The following is a 17899-nucleotide window of genomic DNA, read 5'->3' as shown; positions in this document are numbered from 1 at the left end:
AGCGCGGTTGCGTGACCCAGCCTATACACGTGCCGGGATCACGCCCGGTGGGTGCTCACGTCGTGGATTTCGGTCGGATCTCACACAATGTGCGGGCTCGTGCGGTCGGCCCCGTGGCAGGTCGCGACGTACGATGCTCGGGGACGGCCGGTGGTCCGTCCCCGCTCGCCCCCCACCTCAGAACGGAACACCGAAGCGCGTGCACACCACGAGCCAGGCACCGATCGACGGGACCGGAGTCCCGTCGCGCACCGTGCCGACCCCCGGGTCGGCGGACGAGACGGCGCGTCCCTCCGCGGCCGTCGCTGCTCGCGGGGTGAAAGAGCGCGTCGGCGCGTACGTCGCGCTGACGAAGCCGCGCATCATCGAGCTCCTGCTCGTCACGACCGTCCCGACCATGATCCTCGCGGCGGGCGGCTTCCCGGACTTCTGGCTCGTCGTCGCGACGCTGGTGGGCGGCACCCTCGCCGCCGCGTCCGCGAACGTCTACAACTGCTACCTCGACCGCGACATCGACGAGATGATGAACCGCACCAAGCGGCGCCCGCTGGTCACGGGAGAGGTCACGCCGCGCGCGGCGCTCGTCTTCGCGACGGTGCTCGGCGTCGTGGCGCTCGTGTGGTTCGCCGTGCTCGTCAACGCGCTCTCGGCCTGGCTGACGTTCGCCGCCATCGCGATCTACGTCGTCGGCTACACGATGATCCTCAAGCGCCGCACCCCGCAGAACATCGTCTGGGGCGGGATCGCCGGCTGCATGCCCGTCTTCATCGGGTGGTCCGCCGTCGCGGACTCGTTGAGCTGGGCCGCCGTCGCGCTCTTCCTGGTCATCTTCTTCTGGACGCCGCCGCACTACTGGCCGCTGTCGATCAAGTTCAGGCGCGACTACGAGACCGCGGGCGTCCCGATGCTCCCCGTCGTCGCGGACGACCGCAAGGTCGCGCGCGAGATGATCGTGTACGGGCTCGCAATGGTCGCGTCGTCGCTCGCCCTGTGGCCGCTCGCGGGCATGACGTGGGTGTACGGGGTCGTCGCGACCGTCCTCGGCGTGTGGTTCATGGCGTCGTGCGTGACGATGCTGCGCCGTGCGCAGGACCCGTCGCGCGGCAAGATCGGCGCGATGAAGGTCTTCCACGCGTCGATCACCTACCTGACGCTGCTGTTCGTCGCCGTCGCGGTCGACGTCTTCCTGCCCTTCTGACACCTGCCGACGACGCGCCGGCACCTGCTGGCACGGTCGTCCTCGGGACCGCCTCCGCCGCGGCGTCCGTCCGCGCGGGCATGATGGTCCCGTGCCACCTGCCCTCTCCGCCCGAGCCGGCGAGCCGGCGCCCGCCGGGTCCGCAGCGCCCGTCGTCGTGCCCGACGCGCTCGACCGCGCGACGCGCGAGTACCTGGCGCACCTCGCCGTGGAACGCGGCCTGTCGGCGAACACGGTCGCGGCGTACCGCCGCGACCTGACGCGCTACGTCGCGTTCCTCGCCGGGCGCGGCAACCACGCCGTGCGCGACGTCGTCGCGGAGGACGTCGCCCACTACGTCACGGCGCTGCGCACGGGGTCCGACGGCGGGGCGTGCCTCTCGCCGTCGTCCACGGCCCGGTCCGTGGCCGCCGTGCGGGGCTGGCACCGCTTCTGCGCGGCGGAGGGCCTCGCGGACGGCGACCCGTCGGTGGACGTCCGTCCGCCCGCGCAGGGCAGGCGGCTGCCGAAGGCGATCTCGACCGACGAGGTCGAGCGCATCCTCGACGCCGCAGGGGCGGGTGACGGTGCCGCTCCGCTGCGCGACCGGGCGCTGCTCGAGCTCGTGTACTCGACGGGGGCGCGCATCTCGGAGGCCGTGAGCCTCGACGTCGACGACCTCGACCTCGACACCGGGGCCGTGCGGCTGCTCGGCAAGGGTGGCAAGGAGCGCGTGGTGCCGGTGGGGTCGTTCGCGCGGCGCGCTCTCGACGCCTATCTGGTGCGTGGCCGCCCGGACCTCGCCGCGCGCGGGCGAGGCACCCCGGCGACGTTCCTCAACACGCGCGGTGCGCGGCTGTCGCGCCAGAGCGCGTGGGCCGTGCTGCGCACGGCCGCGGAGCGCGCCGGGCTGGCGCACCCCGAGCGGATCTCCCCGCACACGCTGCGCCACTCGTTCGCCACGCACCTTCTCGCGGGCGGCGCGGACGTGCGCGTGGTCCAGGAGCTGCTCGGGCACGCGTCCGTGACGACGACGCAGATCTACACCCTCGTGACGCCAGACACGCTGCGCGAGGTCTACACGGCCTCGCACCCCCGCGCGCTCGGCTGACCGGACCGACCGGACTCGCGGCGCGCGGGCGCGTGCACACGGGCGGGTGGGGGGGGCTGCGATCCCGTGGCGGACGTGAGCAGCCGGGCCGAGCCCCAGCACGAGCCCGGCGGCACGTCCCCCGCGCCCGGTGCCGGCGCCCGCCCCGCCGCCCCGCCGGACTCCCCGTCGGACCGCCAGGCGGGTGCGTCGTCGGAGCCCGCGGCGCACGTCGACGCGCTGGGTCTCCTCGACGTCGTCGGCCGCCCGCTCCCGGTGTTCCCCGACCCCGCCCCGCTCGCGTCGCACGGCCCCGGTCGGATCATCGCGATGTGCAACCAGAAGGGCGGCGTCGGCAAGACGACCACCACGATCAACCTCGGTGCCGCGCTCGCCGAGTGCGGGCGCCGCGTGCTGCTCGTCGACTTCGACCCCCAGGGCGCGGCGTCGGTCGGCCTCGGGGTGAACCCGCACGAGCTCGACCGCACGGTCTACAACCTGCTGATGGAGCGCGGCGCCGACGTGCACGAGGTGATCGTGAGCACGGACGTCGAGAACCTGGACGTCCTGCCCGCGAACATCGACCTGTCCGCGGCGGAGGTGCAGCTCGTCGGCGAGGTCGCGCGCGAGTCCGTGCTGGCCCGCGTGCTGCGCCCCGTCGTCGACGAGTACGACGTGATCCTCGTCGACTGCCAGCCGTCGCTCGGCCTGCTGACCGTCAACGCGCTCACGGCCGCGCACGGCGTGCTCATCCCGCTCGAGTGCGAGTTCTTCGCGCTGCGCGGCGTGGCGCTGCTCGTCGAGACGATCGAGAAGGTGCGCGACCGGCTCAACCCGCGCCTCGACGTCGACGGCATCCTCGCCACGATGTTCGACTCGCGGACGCTGCACTCCCGCGAGGTCGTGGCGCGCGTGCACGAGGCGTTCGGGGACAAGCTGCTCCAGACGGTCATCGGGCGCACGGTGAAGTTCCCCGACGCGTCGGTCGCCGCCGAGCCCATCACGGTGTACGCGCCGAACCACCCGGGTGCGCAGGCCTACCGACAGCTCGCGCGGGAGCTGGTCGCCCGTGGCGACGCCGCCTGACACCGACGCCCCGTCCGCGCGCACCGAGCAGCGCGGCTTCGAGGTCCGGCTGGACAACTTCAACGGCCCGTTCGACCTGCTGCTGTCGCTCATCACGAAGCACAAGCTCGACATCACGGAGATCGCGCTCGGGCGCGTGACCGACGACTTCATCGCCCACATCCGGGAGCAGGAGCGCGCGGCGGCCGAGGCGCACGCGGCGGGCCAGGAGCATCCCGGCTGGGACCTCGGGACGGCGAGCGAGTTCCTCGTCGTCGCGGCGACGCTCCTCGACCTCAAGGCGGCCCGCCTCCTCCCGTCGGGCATCGTCGACGACGAGGACGACCTCGCCCTCCTCGAGGCACGCGACGTGCTGTTCGTCCGGCTCCTGCAGTACCGGGCGTACAAGGAGGTCTCGGGCGTGCTCGCCGAACGGCTCGAGAGCCAGGGCCGGCGGTTCCCGCGCGTCGTGCAGCTCGAGCCGCACCTCGCCGCGCTGCTGCCCGAGCTCGTGTGGACGATGGGTCCCGACCGCCTCGCGGCGCTCGCCGCGGGAGCGCTCGCGCCGAAGGCGCCCCCGCCCGGGGTGGACCTCGCCCACCTGCACGCCCCCGCGGTGAGCGTGCGCGAGCAGGCGGAGGTCGTCGCGGCCCACGTGCGACGGCAGGGCGCCACGACGTTCCGCGCCCTCGTGGCGGACGCGGGGGAGACGGTCGTGGTCGTCGCGCGCTTCCTCGCGCTGCTCGAGCTCTTCCGGGAAGGGCTGGTCGGGTTCGACCAGCTCTCCCCGCTCGGCGAGCTCACCGTCCGGTGGGCAGGGGAGGACGGCACGGGCCTCGCGGCCGGCGTCGGGAGCGAGTTCGACGAGGGCGACGAGCAGAACGAGGGACGCGACCAGGAGGTCGTCCTGGAGCGCGACGTAGCGGAGGTGCACGCGTGACCGAGGTCGAGGACGGCCGAGCCGTCGACGAGGCGGTGACGGTGGACGACGTCGCCGACCTGCCCGACGTCCACGAGCTGCCGGGCGGGCTCCCCGCCGCGCTCGAGGCGGTGCTCATGGTCGCGGACGAGCCGATCCCCGTGGTCGAGCTCGCGGCGGCGCTGGCCGTGCCGACGGACGAGGTCGCCGAGACGCTCGTCACCCTCGCGGCCGAGTACCGCGGCGACGACGGCTCCCGGCCGCGCGGCTTCGAGCTGCGCGAGGCGGGCGGCGGCTGGCGCGTGTACTCCGCACCGGCGCACGCCGACGCCGTCGGCCGGTTCGTCCGGGGCGGTCAGACGGCCCGGCTGACCCAGGCGGCGTTGGAGACTCTGGCCGTCATCGCGTACCGTCAACCGGTCAGCCGGGGGCAGGTGTCCGCGGTCCGGGGCGTGAACGTCGACGGCGTGGTGCGCACGCTCGCCGCGCGCGGGCTCGTGGCCGAGGTCGGGCAGGACCCGCACACGGGCGCAGGCCTGTTCGGCACCACGGGGTACTTCCTTGAGCGCATGGGCTTCTCGTCGCTCGACGAGCTGCCCCCGCTCGCGCCGCACCTGCCGGGGATGGACGATCTCGAGGGGATCGACGGGCTCGCCGACCTGAGGTCGGCCGGTCCGCGACGGCCCTCGGCGGCACAGACGCCCGACGACGCCGCGTCGACCGACGCGGCGCACGACGAGGGCACGGACGAAGGACAGCGATGAGCACAGGAGACCGACGCCGGGACGGCGACGGGTCACGTCGACGCGAGGACGGGCAGGGCCGCGAGGCCGGCCGGGGCGCCGGAGGCACCGGCCGGGGCGCGGGCGGCACCGGCCGGGGCGCGGGCGGCGCCGCTCGCGCTTCCGGTGGTGGTTCCGGTCGCGGGTCGTCGGGTCGGGGCGGTGCACCGGGCGGTGCCGGCCGGGGCGCGCGGGTCGGTCCCGGCGCACGGCCTGCCGCGGCGCAGCAGCAGCGCCGTCGTCCGCGCACGGAGCCCACGGAGCCGGTCCGCGACGTGCACGTCGAGGACGGCGTGCGGCTGCAGAAGGTCCTCGCGTCGGCCGGTCTCGGGTCGCGCCGCGCGTGCGAGGAGCTCATCTCGGACGGTCGTGTCGAGGTCGACGGGGTCCAGGTGCGCGAGCTGGGCGTGCGCATCGACCCGGCGACCGCCGTCGTGCACGTGGACGGCATGCGCCTGCAGCTCGACACGACGCGCGTCACGCTCGCGCTGAACAAGCCGCAGGGCGTCGTGTCGACGATGCACGACCCGGACGGGCGCACGTCGCTCACCGACCTCGTCGCGGACCGCTCGGAGCGGCTGTTCCACGTCGGCCGGCTCGACGCGGACAGCGAGGGACTGATCCTGCTGACGAACGACGGCGAGCTGGCCAACCGCCTCGCGCACCCGTCCCACGAGATCGCGAAGACCTACCTGGTGACGGTGCAGGGCAAGCTCCCGGGCAACGTCGCGAACAAGTTCCTCCACGGGATCGAGCTCGAGGACGGCGTCGTGCGCGCCGACTCCTACCGCGTGGTCGACCAGGTCGCCGACCAGACGATGGTCGAGATCGTGCTGCACTCGGGCCGCAACCGCGTCGTGCGGCGCATGTTCGAGGAGGTCGGCCACCCGGTGACGCGCCTCGTGCGCACCCGCATCGGCCCGATCGCGCTCGGCAACCTGCGCCCCGGCACGACGCGCGTGCTCGGGCGCACCGAGCTCGGGACCCTCATGTCCGCCGTCGACCTCTGAGGACCGGCGAGACGTCCGCACCACCGCACGAAGGAGCACCACCCATGCCGGTCCGGGCCATCCGGGGCGCGACCCAGCTCGACGCCGACGAGCGCGAGCACCTCTTCGCGCGTACGCGCGAGCTCGTGCAGGAGGTGCTCGACGCGAACCGGGTCGACACGTCATCGCTCATCTCGATCCTCTTCACGTGCACGCCCGACCTCGTGTCCGACTTCCCGGCCGCGGCGGCCCGGGAGCTGGGCCTGGGGGACGTCCCGCTGATGTGCGCGACGGAGATCGCGGTCCCCGGCGCGCTGCCGCGCGTCGTGCGGCTGATGGCCCACGCCGAGCTGGACGTCGACCGCGCCGACGTCCAGCACGTGTACCTGCACGGCGCGACCGCGCTCCGCCGGGACCTCGCCCAGTGAGCGCAGCCACCCCGGTGACCCCGGTGAGCACGCGCGACGACGCGCGGGGAGGAGACGAGATGACGCAGGGCACGCCGAGCACCGACGCCGGCGCCGACCGGAGCGCCGCCGCCCCGCTGACGATCGCGATCGACGGGCCGTCCGGCTCGGGCAAGTCGAGCGTCGCGAAGGGCGTCGCACGACGGCTCGGCCTCGCCTATCTCGACACGGGCGCCATGTACCGCGCGGCGACCTGGTGGTGCCTGCACCGCGGTGAGGACCTGGACGACAGGGTCGCCGTCGCGCGCGCCGTGCGCGTCATGCCGCTCGCGGTGGGCCTCGACCCCGACGACCCCACCGTCCACGTCGACGGCACCGACGTCGGCGAGGCGATCCGCAGCACGGAGATCTCCACGGCCGTGAGCGCCGTCGCGACGAACCTCGACGTGCGTGCCGAGCTGCGCCGCGTGCAGCGCGCGGTCATCGAGACGGAGCACGGCCCGGCCGGCTTCTCCGCCGGGCGCGGCGTCGTGGCCGAGGGCCGTGACATCACGACCGTCGTCGCGCCGGACGCCGACGTGCGGGTCCTGCTCACCGCGAGCGAGGAGGCTCGCCTCGCCCGCCGCTCGCTCGACGTGCACGGCACCGCGGACGCGGCGGCTGTCGAGGCGACCAGGGACCAGGTGCTGCGCCGCGACCGCGACGACTCGACGGTCTCCCAGTTCCAGGTCGCCGCGGACGGCGTCGCGACGGTCGACTCGTCGGACCTCGACCTCCAGCAGACGGTCGACGCGGTGCTGGCCGTCGTCGAGCGGACCACAGGGCGAGCGGTGGGCCCCCGCCCCGCGCCGTGAGCGGCGCGGCACCCGCGCCTCGCGTCCCGTCGCCCGCGGGGCCGGCGTGGTCGCGGTGGGTCGGGCGCTTCCTCGCCCGCGTGGTGTGGGCGACGCGCGTCGAGGGTCTCGAGAACGTCCCGGCCGACGGCCCGGTCGTGCTCGCCGCGAACCACACCGGCGTCGTCGACGGTCCCGTCGTGCTCGGCGTCTCGCCGCGGCCGCTGCACGTCCTCGTCAAGGAGGAGATGTTCGTCGGGCCGGTCGGCGCCGTGCTGCGCGCCGCCGGGCAGATCCCGGTCGACCGGCAGGGCGGGCGCCCCGCCCTGGCGGCGGCGCTCGCGGTGCTGCGCCGGGAGGGCGCGGTCGGGGTCTTCCCCGAGGGCAACCGGGGTCGTGGCGACGCGACCGCGGCGCGCGCGGGGGTCGCATGGCTCGCGCTCAACGGCCACGCCCGGGTCGTGCCCGTCGCCGTCCTCGGCACGCGGCGCACCGGGGAGGGCGTCAACCACGTCCCCGGCCTGCGCCGCCGCCTCGTCGTGCGCTTCGGGGAGCCGGTCGTCGTGGCGCGCGTCCCCGGCGTGAGCGGCAAGCAGGCGCTCGAGGACGCCAACGAGCGGATCCGGCACGCGCTCGCCGTCCTCGTCGCCGACACCGTGGCGGGCTCGGGGATCGCGCTGCCGCTGGACGACCCGAACCGCGAGGGGCGACCGGCGCCGTGACCCCCGACGGCCCGCCGTCCGGCGCACCTCTCCCGGGCACCCCCGTCCCCGGTGCGCCGGACGCCCTGCCGAGCGGCGGCGTCGGCGACCGGCCCGCGACGGGCATCGTCCTCGGGCTCGCGTCCGCCCTCGCGTTCGGCGCGAGCGGACCGTTCGTCAAGCCGCTGCTCGAGGCCGGGTGGACGCCCGGGGCGGCCGTGCTCGCCCGCGCCCTCTGCTCGGCGCTCGTCCTGGCGCCGTTCGCGGCCGTCGCCCTGCGAGGGAGCCGTCGCGCGCTGCGTCGCGAGTGGCGACTCGTGCTCGGGTTCGGGCTCGTGGCGGTCGCCGCGACCCAGCTGTGCTACTTCGCGGCCGTCGAGCGCCTGCCGGTCGGGGTCGCCCTGCTGATCGAGTACCTGGCTCCCGTGCTCCTCGTGGGCCTCGCGTGGGCACGGACGCGACGCGTCCCGCCGGGGCTCACCCTCGCCGGGTGCGCCGTCGCGGTCGCCGGTCTGGTCCTCGTCGTGGACCCGGGCGGCGCGAGCCTCGACGTGCTCGGCGTGCTCCTGGCGCTCGGAGCCGCGGTCGGTCTGGGCGCCTACTTCGTGCTCTCCGCCCGTCCGACGACGGTCCCGCCCGTCGCCCTCGCCGCGTCGGGCCTCGGCGTCGGTGCCGCCGCGCTCGCGGGGGCGGGCGTGACCGGTCTGCTCCCGCTGCGCGCGCCGCTCGTGGACGTGCCGCTCCTCGGGTCCACCGTGCCCTGGTTCGTGCCGCTGGCTGTCGTCGTGCTCGTCGCGACGGCGTTCGCGTACGTCTCGGGCGTCGCCGCGACCGTGCGCGCGGGGGAGCGGCTGGCGTCGTTCGTCGGGCTCTCGGAGGTGCTGTTCGCCGTGCTCATCGCGTGGCTGCTCCTCGACGAGGTGCCGAGCGTCGTACAGGGCCTGGGCGGGGCGCTCGTGGTCGTCGGCATCGTCCTCGTCCGCCTCGCGGGGACGGAACGCGCAGCGGTCGACCGTGACCCCGGGACGACCCGACGCGCCACCACGGCCGACGCGGAGTAGGTTCGCGCGTATCCCGTGCGGTCGGCGCGGGTCGCACGGGGGAGGAGCAGCGATGGCGGACAAGGTCACGACCGTCGACGAGTACGTCGCGTCCCTCTCGCCGCAGACGCGCGAGGTCGTCGAGCACCTGCGCGGTGTGATCCACGCGACGGTCGACGGGCTCGGCGAGCGGATCAGCTACGGCATCCCGACGTTCACGCTCGACGACCGGTACGTCGTCTACCTCGCCGGCTGGGCGCACCACGTCTCGCTCTACCCCGTGCCCGACGACGAGGACGACGACCTCGCGCGACGGATCGCGCGGTACCGCGACGGCAAGGGCACGCTCCGGTTCCCGCTCGCCGAGCCGGTCCCGGACGACGTCGTGCGCGACGTCGTCGCCCGGTTGGCAGATCGTCATCACGGAGCGGTCGGCTGACGCGCGGGCACGTTCCGACGAGGCGCGCGGTGGGGCGTCCGTGCCGCGTTCGGAGAGTGCGCGCACTCCTGGGAGAATGGTCCCCATGACCACACCCGACCAGGCCCAGCCCGGCACGCCCGACGAGACCGACGCCGTCGGGCAGCCCGTGGACGGGACGACCACCACCGCCGAGGCCGGCAGCCCGACCGACGGGTCCCCGGACACCGTCGACGACGAGGCGCGCGAGCGCGCGCTGCGCGCCGGTCTCGAGGACTACGAGCTCGAGGACACCGACCTCGCCCTGATCGACGCCGACGACCTCGACCTCGAGGACCACGAGCCGGAGGCACCGCTGCCCGTGCTCGCCGTGGTCGGACGCCCGAACGTCGGCAAGTCGACGCTGGTCAACCGCATCCTGGGTCGTCGCGAGGCGGTCGTCGAGGACAAGCCGGGCGTCACGCGCGACCGCGTGAGCTACCCGGCGGACTGGGCCGGCCGCCGGTTCACGCTCGTGGACACGGGCGGCTGGGAGGTCGACGTCGCGGGCCTGGAGTGGAAGGTCGCCGAGCAGGCCGAGGTCGCGATCTCGCTCGCCGACGCGGTGCTCTTCGTCGTCGACGCTACCGTCGGGGCGACCGCCACGGACGAGCGCGTCGTGCGTCTCCTGCGCGAGTCCGGCAAGCCGGTCGTGCTGTGCGCCAACAAGGTCGACGGCCAGTCCGGCGAGGCCGACGCGGCGTCGCTGTGGAGCCTCGGGCTCGGCGAGCCGCACCCCGTCTCGGCGCTGCACGGACGCGGCACGGGCGACCTGCTCGACGCCGCGATGAAGGCCCTGCCGACGGAGTCGGAGCACGGCGAGCTGCGCCCCACCGGCCCGCGCCGCGTCGCCCTGATCGGGCGCCCCAACGTCGGCAAGTCGTCGCTGCTCAACAAGATCGCGGGCGCGGAGCGCGTGGTCGTCGACGAGACGGCGGGAACGACGCGCGACCCGGTCGACGAGCTCGTCGAGATCAAGGGCGTGCCGTACGTGCTCGTCGACACCGCGGGCATCCGCCGGCGCGTGCACCAGACGAAGGGTGCGGACTTCTACGCGTCGCTGCGCACGCAGGCGGCCATCGAGAAGGCTGAGCTCGCGGTCGTGCTCGTCGACGCGTCGGTGTCGCTCACCGAGCAGGACACACGCGTCATCTCGCAGGTCGTCGACGCCGGGCGCGCGCTCGTCATCGCGTACAACAAGTGGGACCTCATGGACGAGGACCGCCGCCCGTTCCTCGAGCGCGAGATCGAGAAGGACCTCGTCCAGGTCACCTGGGCGCCGCGCGTCAACGTCTCGGCCCGCACGGGCTGGCACACCGACCGGCTCGTCCCGGCGATGGAGCGCGCGCTCGACTCGTGGGACATGCGCATCCCGACGGGACGACTCAACGCGTTCCTCGGCGAGCTCGTCGCGGCGCACCCGCACCCGTTGCGCGGCGGCAAGCAGCCGCGCATCCTCTTCGCGACGCAGGCGTCCACGCGACCGCCGCGCTTCGTCGTGTTCGCGACGGGCTTCCTCGAGGCCGGGTACCGCCGGTTCATCGAGCGCCGCCTGCGCGAGACGTTCGGGTTCGAGGGCACGCCCATCGAGATCAGCGTGCGCGTGCGGGAGAAGCGCAAGCGGTGACCGAGCCGTCGACCGGGCCGCGCAGCGGGGTCGCGAGCCGCGGCCGCGTGCTGCGGCTCGGCGTCGTGCGCGACACCGCGGCGGTGCGCCACGTCGTGACGTTCCTCGTGGTGGCGGTCGCGACCGTCCTCGTCACGCGGTTCCTCCTGGCGGCCTCCGGGTACCCGCAGGTGGGCGGCGGCGACCTGCACGTCGCGCACGTGCTGTGGGGCGGCCTCGGGATGGCGCTCGGGATCGTGGTGCTCCTGTCGTTCGTCGGCCCGACGCTCCGGTCCCTCGGCGCCGTGCTCAGCGGCATCGGGTTCGGGCTGTTCGTCGACGAGATCGGCAAGTTCGTCACCGCGGACAACGACTACTTCTACGAGCCGACGGCGGCCCTCATCTACGCGACCGTCGTCGTGCTCGTCCTCGTGGCCGAGGCGCTGCACGGGCGACGACGGCACCACCCGGCCGAGTACCTCGCCGTGGCTACCGACCGCGCCGTCGCCGGTGTCGCGGGCGGTCTCACGGACTCCGCGCGCGAGGAGGCCCGGGCGCTCGTCGCGCTGGGACGAGGCGAGCCGGGGTCCGACGAGGTCGCGGCGCTCGTCGACGCGGTCCCGCGCGACCCCGTCGACATGCCGGACCCGGTGCGCGCCCTCGTGGACCGCGCGTCGTCGTGGTTCACCGCGGCGCTCGAGCGGCGCTGGGCGGCGGTCGTGGTCGTCGTCGCGGTCCTCGGCGTGGCGGGAGGGTCGCTCGCGGCGGGGATCCGCGTGCTGAGGGGCGGGATCGACGTGCCGACCTGGGTGGGTCTCGGGATCGTCGCCGGGGTCGCGGCGACGGTCGCGTGCGTCGTCGTCGGCGTGGTGCGTTCCCGAGGTCATGGCGCGGGGGACCGGCGGGCGGCGGCCGTGTGGGTGCGCCGGGGCGTCCTCGTCTCCCTGCTGCTCACGCAGCTCCTCGTGTTCCGCGCCCTGCAGTGGGTCGGCGTCGCCGGGCTCGTGGTGGACCTGCTCGTCCTCGCCGCGCTCGGGGCCGCGCTCGGGCGGGACGACGAGCAGCGGCACGGCGGCTCGCGCACGCGGTCGCGCTCGACCGCCGACCCGGCGAGCGTGCGCCGACGGGGTTAGCCTGCTGGACGAGGCGCTCCGCCTCCCCACGTGCAGCAGCGCGCGCGAGCCCGCCGTACCGGCCGCCGGCCGGTCGTCCCCCGGGAGCACGCCCATGAGACCTGCCGCGAAAGTTCTCGCCCTCTCCGCCGCCGCCGGCGCCGCGACCTGGTGGGCACGCCGCCGTGCCGACGACGCACGGACCGACGGCCCCCGGGTGCTCGCCGTCACCGTGCACCGCCCCCACGACGCGCTGAGCGCCGAGCTCGAGCGGTCGCGACCCGCACCGCTCGCGGAGCTCGGCGACGCCGTCCGGCTCGAGACGAAGCCCGCGCCGAAGGACTTCGGCACCGAGCTGCGCCTGACCGTCGAGCGACCGGACGACGTCGACGTCGCCGACGCCCGACAGGCGCTGCGGCTCACCAAGCAGCTGCTCGAGACCGGGACGGTCATGCCGCCCGACGAGCCGATCGTGCGCCGTCGGACGCTCACCGCGTTGCCGCTCGAGGCAGCGATCCGCCGGGCCGGGAAGGAGGGACGGCTGTGAGGGCGCTGCAGTGGACGGGCGTGAACGAGCTCTCCGTCGGCGAGGTCCCGGACCCCGAGCTCCTCGACGACCGCGACGTGATCGTCAAGGTGCGCCGGACGGTGACGTGCGGGTCGGACCTGCACCTGCTCGGCGGGTACATCCCGTTCATGCGGTCCGGCGACGTGCTGGGCCACGAGTTCCTGGGCGACGTCGTCGAGGTGGGCTCGGCGGTGCGGAACCACAGGGTCGGCGACCGCGTGGTCGTGTCGTCGTTCGTCGCGTGCGGGCAGTGCTGGTACTGCCGCCAGGAGCTGTACTCGCTGTGCGACAACGGCAACCGCAACCCCGCGATCACCGAGGGCCTGTGGGGCTTCGCGCCCGGAGGCTGCTACGGCTACTCCCACGCCATGGGCGGCTACATTGGCTCGCACGCCCAGTACGTGCGCGTCCCCTTCGCCGACGTCGGGGCCTTCACCGTCCCGGGGGACGTCACCGACGAGCGGGCGCTGTTCGCGTCCGACGCCGCGGCCACCGGCTGGACGGGCGCCGACCTCGGCGGCGTGTCGCCGGGCGACGTCGTCGCCGTGTGGGGCGCGGGCGGCGTCGGCCAGATGGCTGCGCGCGCCGCGATGCTCCTCGGCGCCGAGCGTGTCTTCGTGATCGACCCGCTCGAGGAGCGCCTCGCGATGACGCGCCGGTACGTCGGCTGCGACACGCTGCGGGAGGGGACGGACGACGTCGGTGCCGCGCTGCTCGAGGCGACGGCCGGGCGAGGGCCCGACGTCTGCATCGAGGCCGTCGGCATGGAGGCGGGCGGCGGGTCGCCGCTCGAGGACGCGTACGACCGCACGAAGCAGTACCTGCGGCTGCAGACCGACCGGCCCACCGCGCTGCGGCACGCGATCTACCACTGCCGCAAGGGCGGGAGCGTCTTCGTGCTCGGCGTCTTCGCGGCGCTCGCGGACAAGTTCCCGCTCGGCGCGGTGATGAACAAGGGGCTCACGGTCCGCGGGGCCCAGATGCACGGGCAGCGGTACATCCCCATGCTGCTCGAGCGCATGCAGCGCGGGGAGCTGGTGACGGAGCACCTCGCGACGCACGTCATGCCCCTCGACGAGGGGCCGCGCGGCTACGAGATGTTCAAGACGAAGGAGGACGGGTGCGTGCGCGCGGTGTTCCTCCCGAACGGCTGAGCGGACGGTCCACCGCCAACACCCGAACCCCGGGTCACGGCCCGATCCAGGGCTGGATCGACCGGTGACCCGGGGTTCGGCACCTCCACGCGTGCTGCCGCGGGACGAGCGTCAGCGCATCGACGTGACGGGGAAGCCGTCCATGTCGTCGAACGACTGGTTCTCGCCCGCCATCGCCCAGACGAACGAGTAGGCGGCCGTCCCGACGCCGGAGTGCACGGACCAGCTCGGGGAGATGATCGCCTCGCGGTCGCCCACGACGAGGTGGCGGGTCTCGGTCGGCTGCCCGCACAGGTGGATGACGCGCGCGTCGGCCGGCACGTCGAAGTACAGGTAGCACTCGGTCCGGCGGTCGTGCGTGTGCGCCGGCATCGTGTTCCACATGCTGCCCGGGTGCAGCGACGTGACGCCCATGACGATCTGGCAGGACTTCACGCCGTTCTCGTGGATGTACTGGTTGAGCGAGCGGCGGTTCGACGTCACCTGGTCGCCGAGCTCGCGCACCGTGCCCTGGCCCGGCAGCGTGAGCACGGTCGGGTACGCGGTGTGCGCGGGCGCCGAGAACAGGTAGAACGCCGCGCGCTCCGCACCGCCCTCCTCGCCCGAGCCGTCGGCAGCGCCCTCGGCGTTCGCGAAGACGACCTCGCGCACGCCGCGGCCCACGTACAGGCACGCGCCCTGGGGGAGCTCGTGGACCTCGCCGTCGGTCGTCACGGTGCCGGCGCCGCCGACGTTGACGATGCCGACCTCACGGTGCTCGAGGAAGTACTCGCTGCGGATCTCGTCGTACGTCGGCAGCGGCAGCGGCGCGTCGCCGGGCACGGCCCCGCCGAGCACGACGCGGTCGTGGTGGGTGTAGGTGACGTTCACCTCGCCCGGGACGAACAGGTCCTGGACGAGGAAGCGGTCGCGCAGCTCCTGCGTCGTCGCTCCGGTGATCTGCTCGGGGCTGGTGGCGTAACGCTGTTCCACGGGTCTGCTCTCCTGGTGGTGCGGGTGGTGCTCGGTCGGGCTTCGGAAGGGTCGGTCGGGCGGCTCAGCGCACGAGCCAGCCGCCGTCCACGGGGAGGATCACCCCGTGCACGTACGCGGCGGCGTCGGACGCGAGGAAGACGAGCGCGCCCGCGAGGTCGGCGGGCGTGCCCCACCGCGCGGCCGGGATGCGCTCGGCGATCGAGCGCTCGCGCGCCTCGTCGGCGCGGATCGGCGCGGTGTTGTCAGTGGCCATGTAGCCGGGGGCGATCGCGTTGACGTTGATTCCGCGCGCGGCCCACTCGTTGGCGAGCGCCTTGGTCAGACCGGCGACGGCGTGCTTCGACGCCGCGTAGCCGGGCACGAGGATGCCGCCCTGGAACGACAGCATCGAGGCGACGTTGACGATCTTGCCGCCGCCGCGCTCGAGCATGCGCCGGCCGGCGGCCTGCGAGAGGTGGAACACGGCGTCGAGGTTGACGGTCAGCACGGTGTCCCAGTCCTCGACGGGGTGCTCCGCGGCGGGGGCGCGGCGGATCGTGCCCGCGTTGTTGACCAGGACGTCGACGCCGCCGAGCGCCTCCTCGACCTCCGCGACGGCGGAGCCGAGCTCGGCGGGCGTGGCCGTCGTGAGGTCGCGCTGCACGGAGTGGACGCGGCGGCCGAGCGCCTCGACCTTGGCGATCGTCTCCGTGGGCACGCTGCGGTCGAGCAGCGCGACGTCGGCGCCCGCCTCGGCGAGCGCGACCGCGGCGCCCTGGCCGAGGCCGCGGCTCGTGCCCGTGACGAGGGCGACCTTCCCGTCGAGACGGAACTGGTCGAGGATCATGCGTGCACTCCTTCGGTCGAGGGGGTCGCGGCGCCGGCCCGCGCGGGGCCCGACGTCTCCGGGTAGGCGCCGGCGAAGCGCGTCGTCAGCGCGCCGAGGCCCGCCACACGGATCGTCACGGCGTCGCCGTGGACCAGGGGACGGTGCGCGGCGAGCGCCTCGGGCAGCTTCTGCGGCGTGCCGGTCGAGATGACGTCGCCCGGCTCCAGGGTCATCACCTGGCTGAGGTAGTGCACGAGGAACGGCAGCCGGAAGACCATCGTCGACGTGCTCTGCGACACGGTGACGACGCCGTCGCGCTCCACCTCGACCGTCAGGTCGTGGAAGTCGGCGACCTCGTCGGCCGTGACGACGGCAGGTCCGAGCTGGCCGAAGCCGTCGAGGCACTTGCCCATCGTCCACTGGCTGGAGCGGCGCTGCCACGAGCGGTCCGACACGTCGTCGAACAGCGCGTACCCGGCGACGTGGTCCATCGCGTCCTCGACGCCCACGCGGTGCGCGCGGCGTCCGATCACGACGGCGATCTCGCCCTCGTAGTCGACGTCGTCCGCGACCGGGGGCACGGTGATGACGTCGTGCGGGCCGCTCAGCGTGTTCGGCGTCTTGACGAAGACGTCCGGGAACTCCGGGTCGTCCGTCGTCGGGTCCTGCCCGTCCGGCACGTGGCCGCGGTAGTTGTAGCCCAGGCACAGGATCTTGCCGGGGCGGACCGGGGGAGCGAGCCGCGCGTCGTCGGCCCAGGGGAGCGCCGCGAGCGCGGTGGTGTCGGCCTCGGCCTGCCCGACGGCGTCGCGCGCCCGGGCGGTCAGCGCCGGGTCGGCGAGCACGTCGGTGACCGTGACGCCGTCGCCGAGGGCGGGCGAGAGGTCGAGCAGGCGCTCGCGGTCGCCGTCGGGGACGAGGGCGCCGGGACGCTCGGCGCCGGCGGTGACGTGCGTGACGAGCCTCACCAGTACTTCACCCAGCCAGGGAGCGTGTGGCGCACGAGCGCCTCAAGGTAGAAGTAGTCGCCCCAGAGGCTGCCCTCGTCGACGCCGATGCTCTTCGGCGCGTCGTAGACCGAGTGGAGCAGGAGCGCGTCGGACTCGACGCCCTCGGCCGCCGGCGTGTACCCGGTGACGAGCGCGCGCAGCATGTCGAGCGAGGCGGTCGCGTAGCGCTCGCGGCGCTCCGGGTCGGTCTCGACCGCCGCGAGCTCGTGCAGGCCGCACGCGGCGATCGCGGCGGAGGAGCTGTCGCGCGGCGCGTCGCTGCCGTCGGTGTAGACGAGGTCCCAGTAGGGCACGCCGTCGGACGGCAGATGGGCGAGGAAGTAGTCCGCGCAGCGCCGGGACGCGTGCAGCAGCTCCGGGTCGCCCGTCACCCGGTGGTTCATCGCGAAGCCGTAGATGCCCCACGCCTGGCCGCGGGCCCAGCACGAGTCGTCGCCGGCGCCCTGCTCGGTCCCGCCGCGCAGCGGCTCGCCCGTGACCGGGTCCCAGTAGAACGTGTGGAACGTCGTGTCGTCCTCGCGCACGATGTGCCGCGCGAGCTGCGCGGTGTGTCGGCGCACGGCGTCGGGGTAGCGCTCCTGGCCGGTCTGCTCGCCGGCCCAGGTGAGCAGGGGCATGTTCATGAGGCTGTCGACGATCGTGCGGCCGCGCTGGGCCGGGTCCGACAGGTCGCCCCACGCCTGGAGGATGCCGGCCGGCTCGAGGAACCGGACCATGAGGTGGTCCGCGGCGGAGAGGGCCGCGGCGCGTGCCGTCTCGTCGCCGAGCAGGCGCCAGGGCGCGACGCACGACAGCGTGTAGAGGAACCCGAGGTCGTGGGTCTGCAGGTCCTCGCCCTGGTCGACGCGGCGCGCGAAGTCCGCGACGTGCCGCTCGCCGGCCGCGCGGAACGCGTCGTCGCCCGTGAGCTCGTAGGCGAGCCACTGCATGCCCGGCCAGAAGCTCGTCGTCCAGCCGCGGTTCGCGCCCTCGGCGAACTCGGGCGTCGCGGGACGCGGCGGGTACCCGTTGCCGGCGGTCGTGTCGTCGGGGTAGAGGTCGCCGAACGTGGCGATGTTGCGCCGGACGGTCGCGAGGGCGGCGTCGACGGCGGGTGCGAGCTCGGTGGCGAGCCCGGTGGCGAGCGTCATCAGGAACATCCTTCTGGTCGGGCGGGGTCGCCCGACGGTCGGTGACGTGGTCAGCACGTGCGGCGGCGGCGAGGCC

Annotated in this window: 19 protein-coding genes; 15 read left to right on the top strand and 4 right to left on the bottom strand. The window is 74.4% G+C overall.

From position 1 onward, the window contains the following. Positions 1-199 precede the first annotated feature (199 nt). The 15 genes from NFS20_RS07620 to NFS20_RS07550 all read left to right on the top strand — a co-directional run bounded on the left by NFS20_RS07620 (position 200) and on the right by NFS20_RS07550 (position 13900). Positions 200-1198 carry a heme o synthase gene (locus NFS20_RS07620; RefSeq protein ID WP_285821110.1) on the top strand — a complete coding sequence of 333 codons (999 nt, stop codon included), beginning with the start codon at positions 200-202 and terminating at the stop codon, positions 1196-1198. Between the two features lie 91 nt (positions 1199-1289). Beyond that, entirely contained in the window at positions 1290-2288 is a 999-nt protein-coding gene (gene xerD / locus NFS20_RS07615; RefSeq protein WP_502800792.1) for a site-specific tyrosine recombinase XerD, read from the top strand. A gap of 219 nt (positions 2289-2507) precedes the next feature. Then, a complete protein-coding gene (locus NFS20_RS07610; RefSeq protein WP_251151256.1) occupies positions 2508-3353 on the top strand; it encodes a ParA family protein in 846 nt (281 codons plus the stop codon). Next, positions 3337-4272: a segregation and condensation protein A gene (locus NFS20_RS07605; RefSeq protein WP_251151122.1), complete on the top strand. Its 936-nt coding sequence runs from the start codon at positions 3337-3339 to the stop codon at positions 4270-4272. The genes NFS20_RS07610 and NFS20_RS07605 overlap by 17 nt, the downstream gene beginning before the upstream one ends. A 35-nt stretch (positions 4273-4307) precedes the next feature. Beyond that, complete coding sequence (scpB, locus tag NFS20_RS07600) at positions 4308-5015, top strand: SMC-Scp complex subunit ScpB (protein ID WP_251151255.1); 708 nt, start codon at positions 4308-4310, stop codon at positions 5013-5015. Next, positions 5012-6043 (top strand): pseudouridine synthase, encoded by a 1032-nt coding sequence (locus tag NFS20_RS07595; RefSeq protein WP_353050432.1) that lies wholly within the window; start codon positions 5012-5014, stop codon positions 6041-6043. Before scpB ends, NFS20_RS07595 begins: the two co-directional genes overlap by 4 nt. A 44-nt stretch (positions 6044-6087) precedes the next feature. Beyond that, positions 6088-6450, top strand: coding sequence for a chorismate mutase (gene aroH / locus NFS20_RS07590; RefSeq protein ID WP_251151121.1), 363 nt, complete (start codon positions 6088-6090; stop codon positions 6448-6450). Positions 6451-6509: 59 nt separating this feature from the next. Next, positions 6510-7283 carry a (d)CMP kinase gene (gene cmk / locus NFS20_RS07585; protein ID WP_251151120.1) on the top strand — a complete coding sequence of 258 codons (774 nt, stop codon included), beginning with the start codon at positions 6510-6512 and terminating at the stop codon, positions 7281-7283. 80 nt (positions 7284-7363) lie between these two features. After that, positions 7364-7984: a lysophospholipid acyltransferase family protein gene (locus tag NFS20_RS07580; RefSeq protein ID WP_251151119.1), complete on the top strand. Its 621-nt coding sequence runs from the start codon at positions 7364-7366 to the stop codon at positions 7982-7984. Continuing rightward, positions 7981-9024: an EamA family transporter gene (locus NFS20_RS07575; protein ID WP_251151118.1), complete on the top strand. Its 1044-nt coding sequence runs from the start codon at positions 7981-7983 to the stop codon at positions 9022-9024. The genes NFS20_RS07580 and NFS20_RS07575 overlap by 4 nt, the downstream gene beginning before the upstream one ends. A 52-nt stretch (positions 9025-9076) precedes the next feature. Beyond that, positions 9077-9442 (top strand): iron chaperone, encoded by a 366-nt coding sequence (locus tag NFS20_RS07570; RefSeq protein ID WP_251151117.1) that lies wholly within the window; start codon positions 9077-9079, stop codon positions 9440-9442. Positions 9443-9527: 85 nt separating this feature from the next. Beyond that, on the top strand, positions 9528-11087 hold the full coding sequence (gene der, locus NFS20_RS07565; RefSeq protein WP_251151116.1) for a ribosome biogenesis GTPase Der: 1560 nt from the start codon (positions 9528-9530) through the stop codon (positions 11085-11087). Continuing rightward, positions 11084-12199 carry a hypothetical protein gene (locus NFS20_RS07560; protein ID WP_251151115.1) on the top strand — a complete coding sequence of 372 codons (1116 nt, stop codon included), beginning with the start codon at positions 11084-11086 and terminating at the stop codon, positions 12197-12199. The genes der and NFS20_RS07560 overlap by 4 nt, the downstream gene beginning before the upstream one ends. A 94-nt stretch (positions 12200-12293) precedes the next feature. Continuing rightward, the gene (locus NFS20_RS07555) at positions 12294-12725 is read left to right on the top strand and encodes a hypothetical protein (protein ID WP_251151114.1); all 432 of its coding nucleotides are present in this window, start codon (positions 12294-12296) and stop codon (positions 12723-12725) included. Continuing rightward, on the top strand, positions 12722-13900 hold the full coding sequence (locus tag NFS20_RS07550; RefSeq protein ID WP_251151113.1) for a zinc-dependent alcohol dehydrogenase: 1179 nt from the start codon (positions 12722-12724) through the stop codon (positions 13898-13900). The genes NFS20_RS07555 and NFS20_RS07550 overlap by 4 nt, the downstream gene beginning before the upstream one ends. A gap of 111 nt (positions 13901-14011) precedes the next feature. On the opposite strand, the gene kduI is transcribed toward NFS20_RS07550, so the two are convergent. The 4 genes from kduI to NFS20_RS07530 all read right to left on the bottom strand — a co-directional run bounded on the left by kduI (position 14012) and on the right by NFS20_RS07530 (position 17823). Then, complete coding sequence (gene kduI, locus NFS20_RS07545; protein WP_251151112.1) at positions 14012-14872, bottom strand: 5-dehydro-4-deoxy-D-glucuronate isomerase; 861 nt, start codon at positions 14870-14872, stop codon at positions 14012-14014. Positions 14873-14936: 64 nt separating this feature from the next. After that, a complete protein-coding gene (gene kduD, locus NFS20_RS07540; protein ID WP_285821109.1) occupies positions 14937-15701 on the bottom strand; it encodes a 2-dehydro-3-deoxy-D-gluconate 5-dehydrogenase KduD in 765 nt (254 codons plus the stop codon). After that, positions 15698-16651, bottom strand: a complete 954-nt coding sequence (locus tag NFS20_RS07535) for a fumarylacetoacetate hydrolase family protein (RefSeq protein ID WP_251151111.1) — start codon at positions 16649-16651, stop codon at positions 15698-15700. The genes kduD and NFS20_RS07535 overlap by 4 nt, the downstream gene beginning before the upstream one ends. Next, positions 16648-17823, bottom strand: coding sequence for a glycoside hydrolase family 88 protein (locus NFS20_RS07530; protein WP_251151110.1), 1176 nt, complete (start codon positions 17821-17823; stop codon positions 16648-16650). Before NFS20_RS07530 ends, NFS20_RS07535 begins: the two co-directional genes overlap by 4 nt. Positions 17824-17899 lie beyond the last annotated feature (76 nt).

Origin of the sequence: Cellulosimicrobium sp. Marseille-Q4280, assembly GCF_943181405.1 — a bacterium.
Lineage (GTDB): Bacteria > Actinomycetota > Actinomycetes > Actinomycetales > Cellulomonadaceae > Cellulosimicrobium.
The sequence above is the reverse complement of the archived record's forward strand: the minus strand, read 5'-3'. Positions and strand labels throughout refer to the sequence as shown.

Bases quoted from the DNA above. Each gene is read 5' to 3' on its own strand.
- kduD (WP_285821109.1), bottom strand. From the start codon at position 15,701: ATGATCCTCGACCAGTTCCGTCTCGACGGGAAGGTCGCCCTCGTCACG.
- der (WP_251151116.1), top strand. From the start codon at position 9,528: ATGACCACACCCGACCAGGCCCAGCCCGGCACGCCCGACGAGACCGAC.
- NFS20_RS07570 (WP_251151117.1), top strand. From the start codon at position 9,077: ATGGCGGACAAGGTCACGACCGTCGACGAGTACGTCGCGTCCCTCTCG.
- NFS20_RS07595 (WP_353050432.1), top strand. From the start codon at position 5,012: ATGAGCACAGGAGACCGACGCCGGGACGGCGACGGGTCACGTCGACGC.
- NFS20_RS07530 (WP_251151110.1), bottom strand. From the start codon at position 17,823: ATGACGCTCGCCACCGGGCTCGCCACCGAGCTCGCACCCGCCGTCGAC.
- aroH (WP_251151121.1), top strand. From the start codon at position 6,088: ATGCCGGTCCGGGCCATCCGGGGCGCGACCCAGCTCGACGCCGACGAG.
- cmk (WP_251151120.1), top strand. From the start codon at position 6,510: ATGACGCAGGGCACGCCGAGCACCGACGCCGGCGCCGACCGGAGCGCC.
- NFS20_RS07555 (WP_251151114.1), top strand. From the start codon at position 12,294: ATGAGACCTGCCGCGAAAGTTCTCGCCCTCTCCGCCGCCGCCGGCGCC.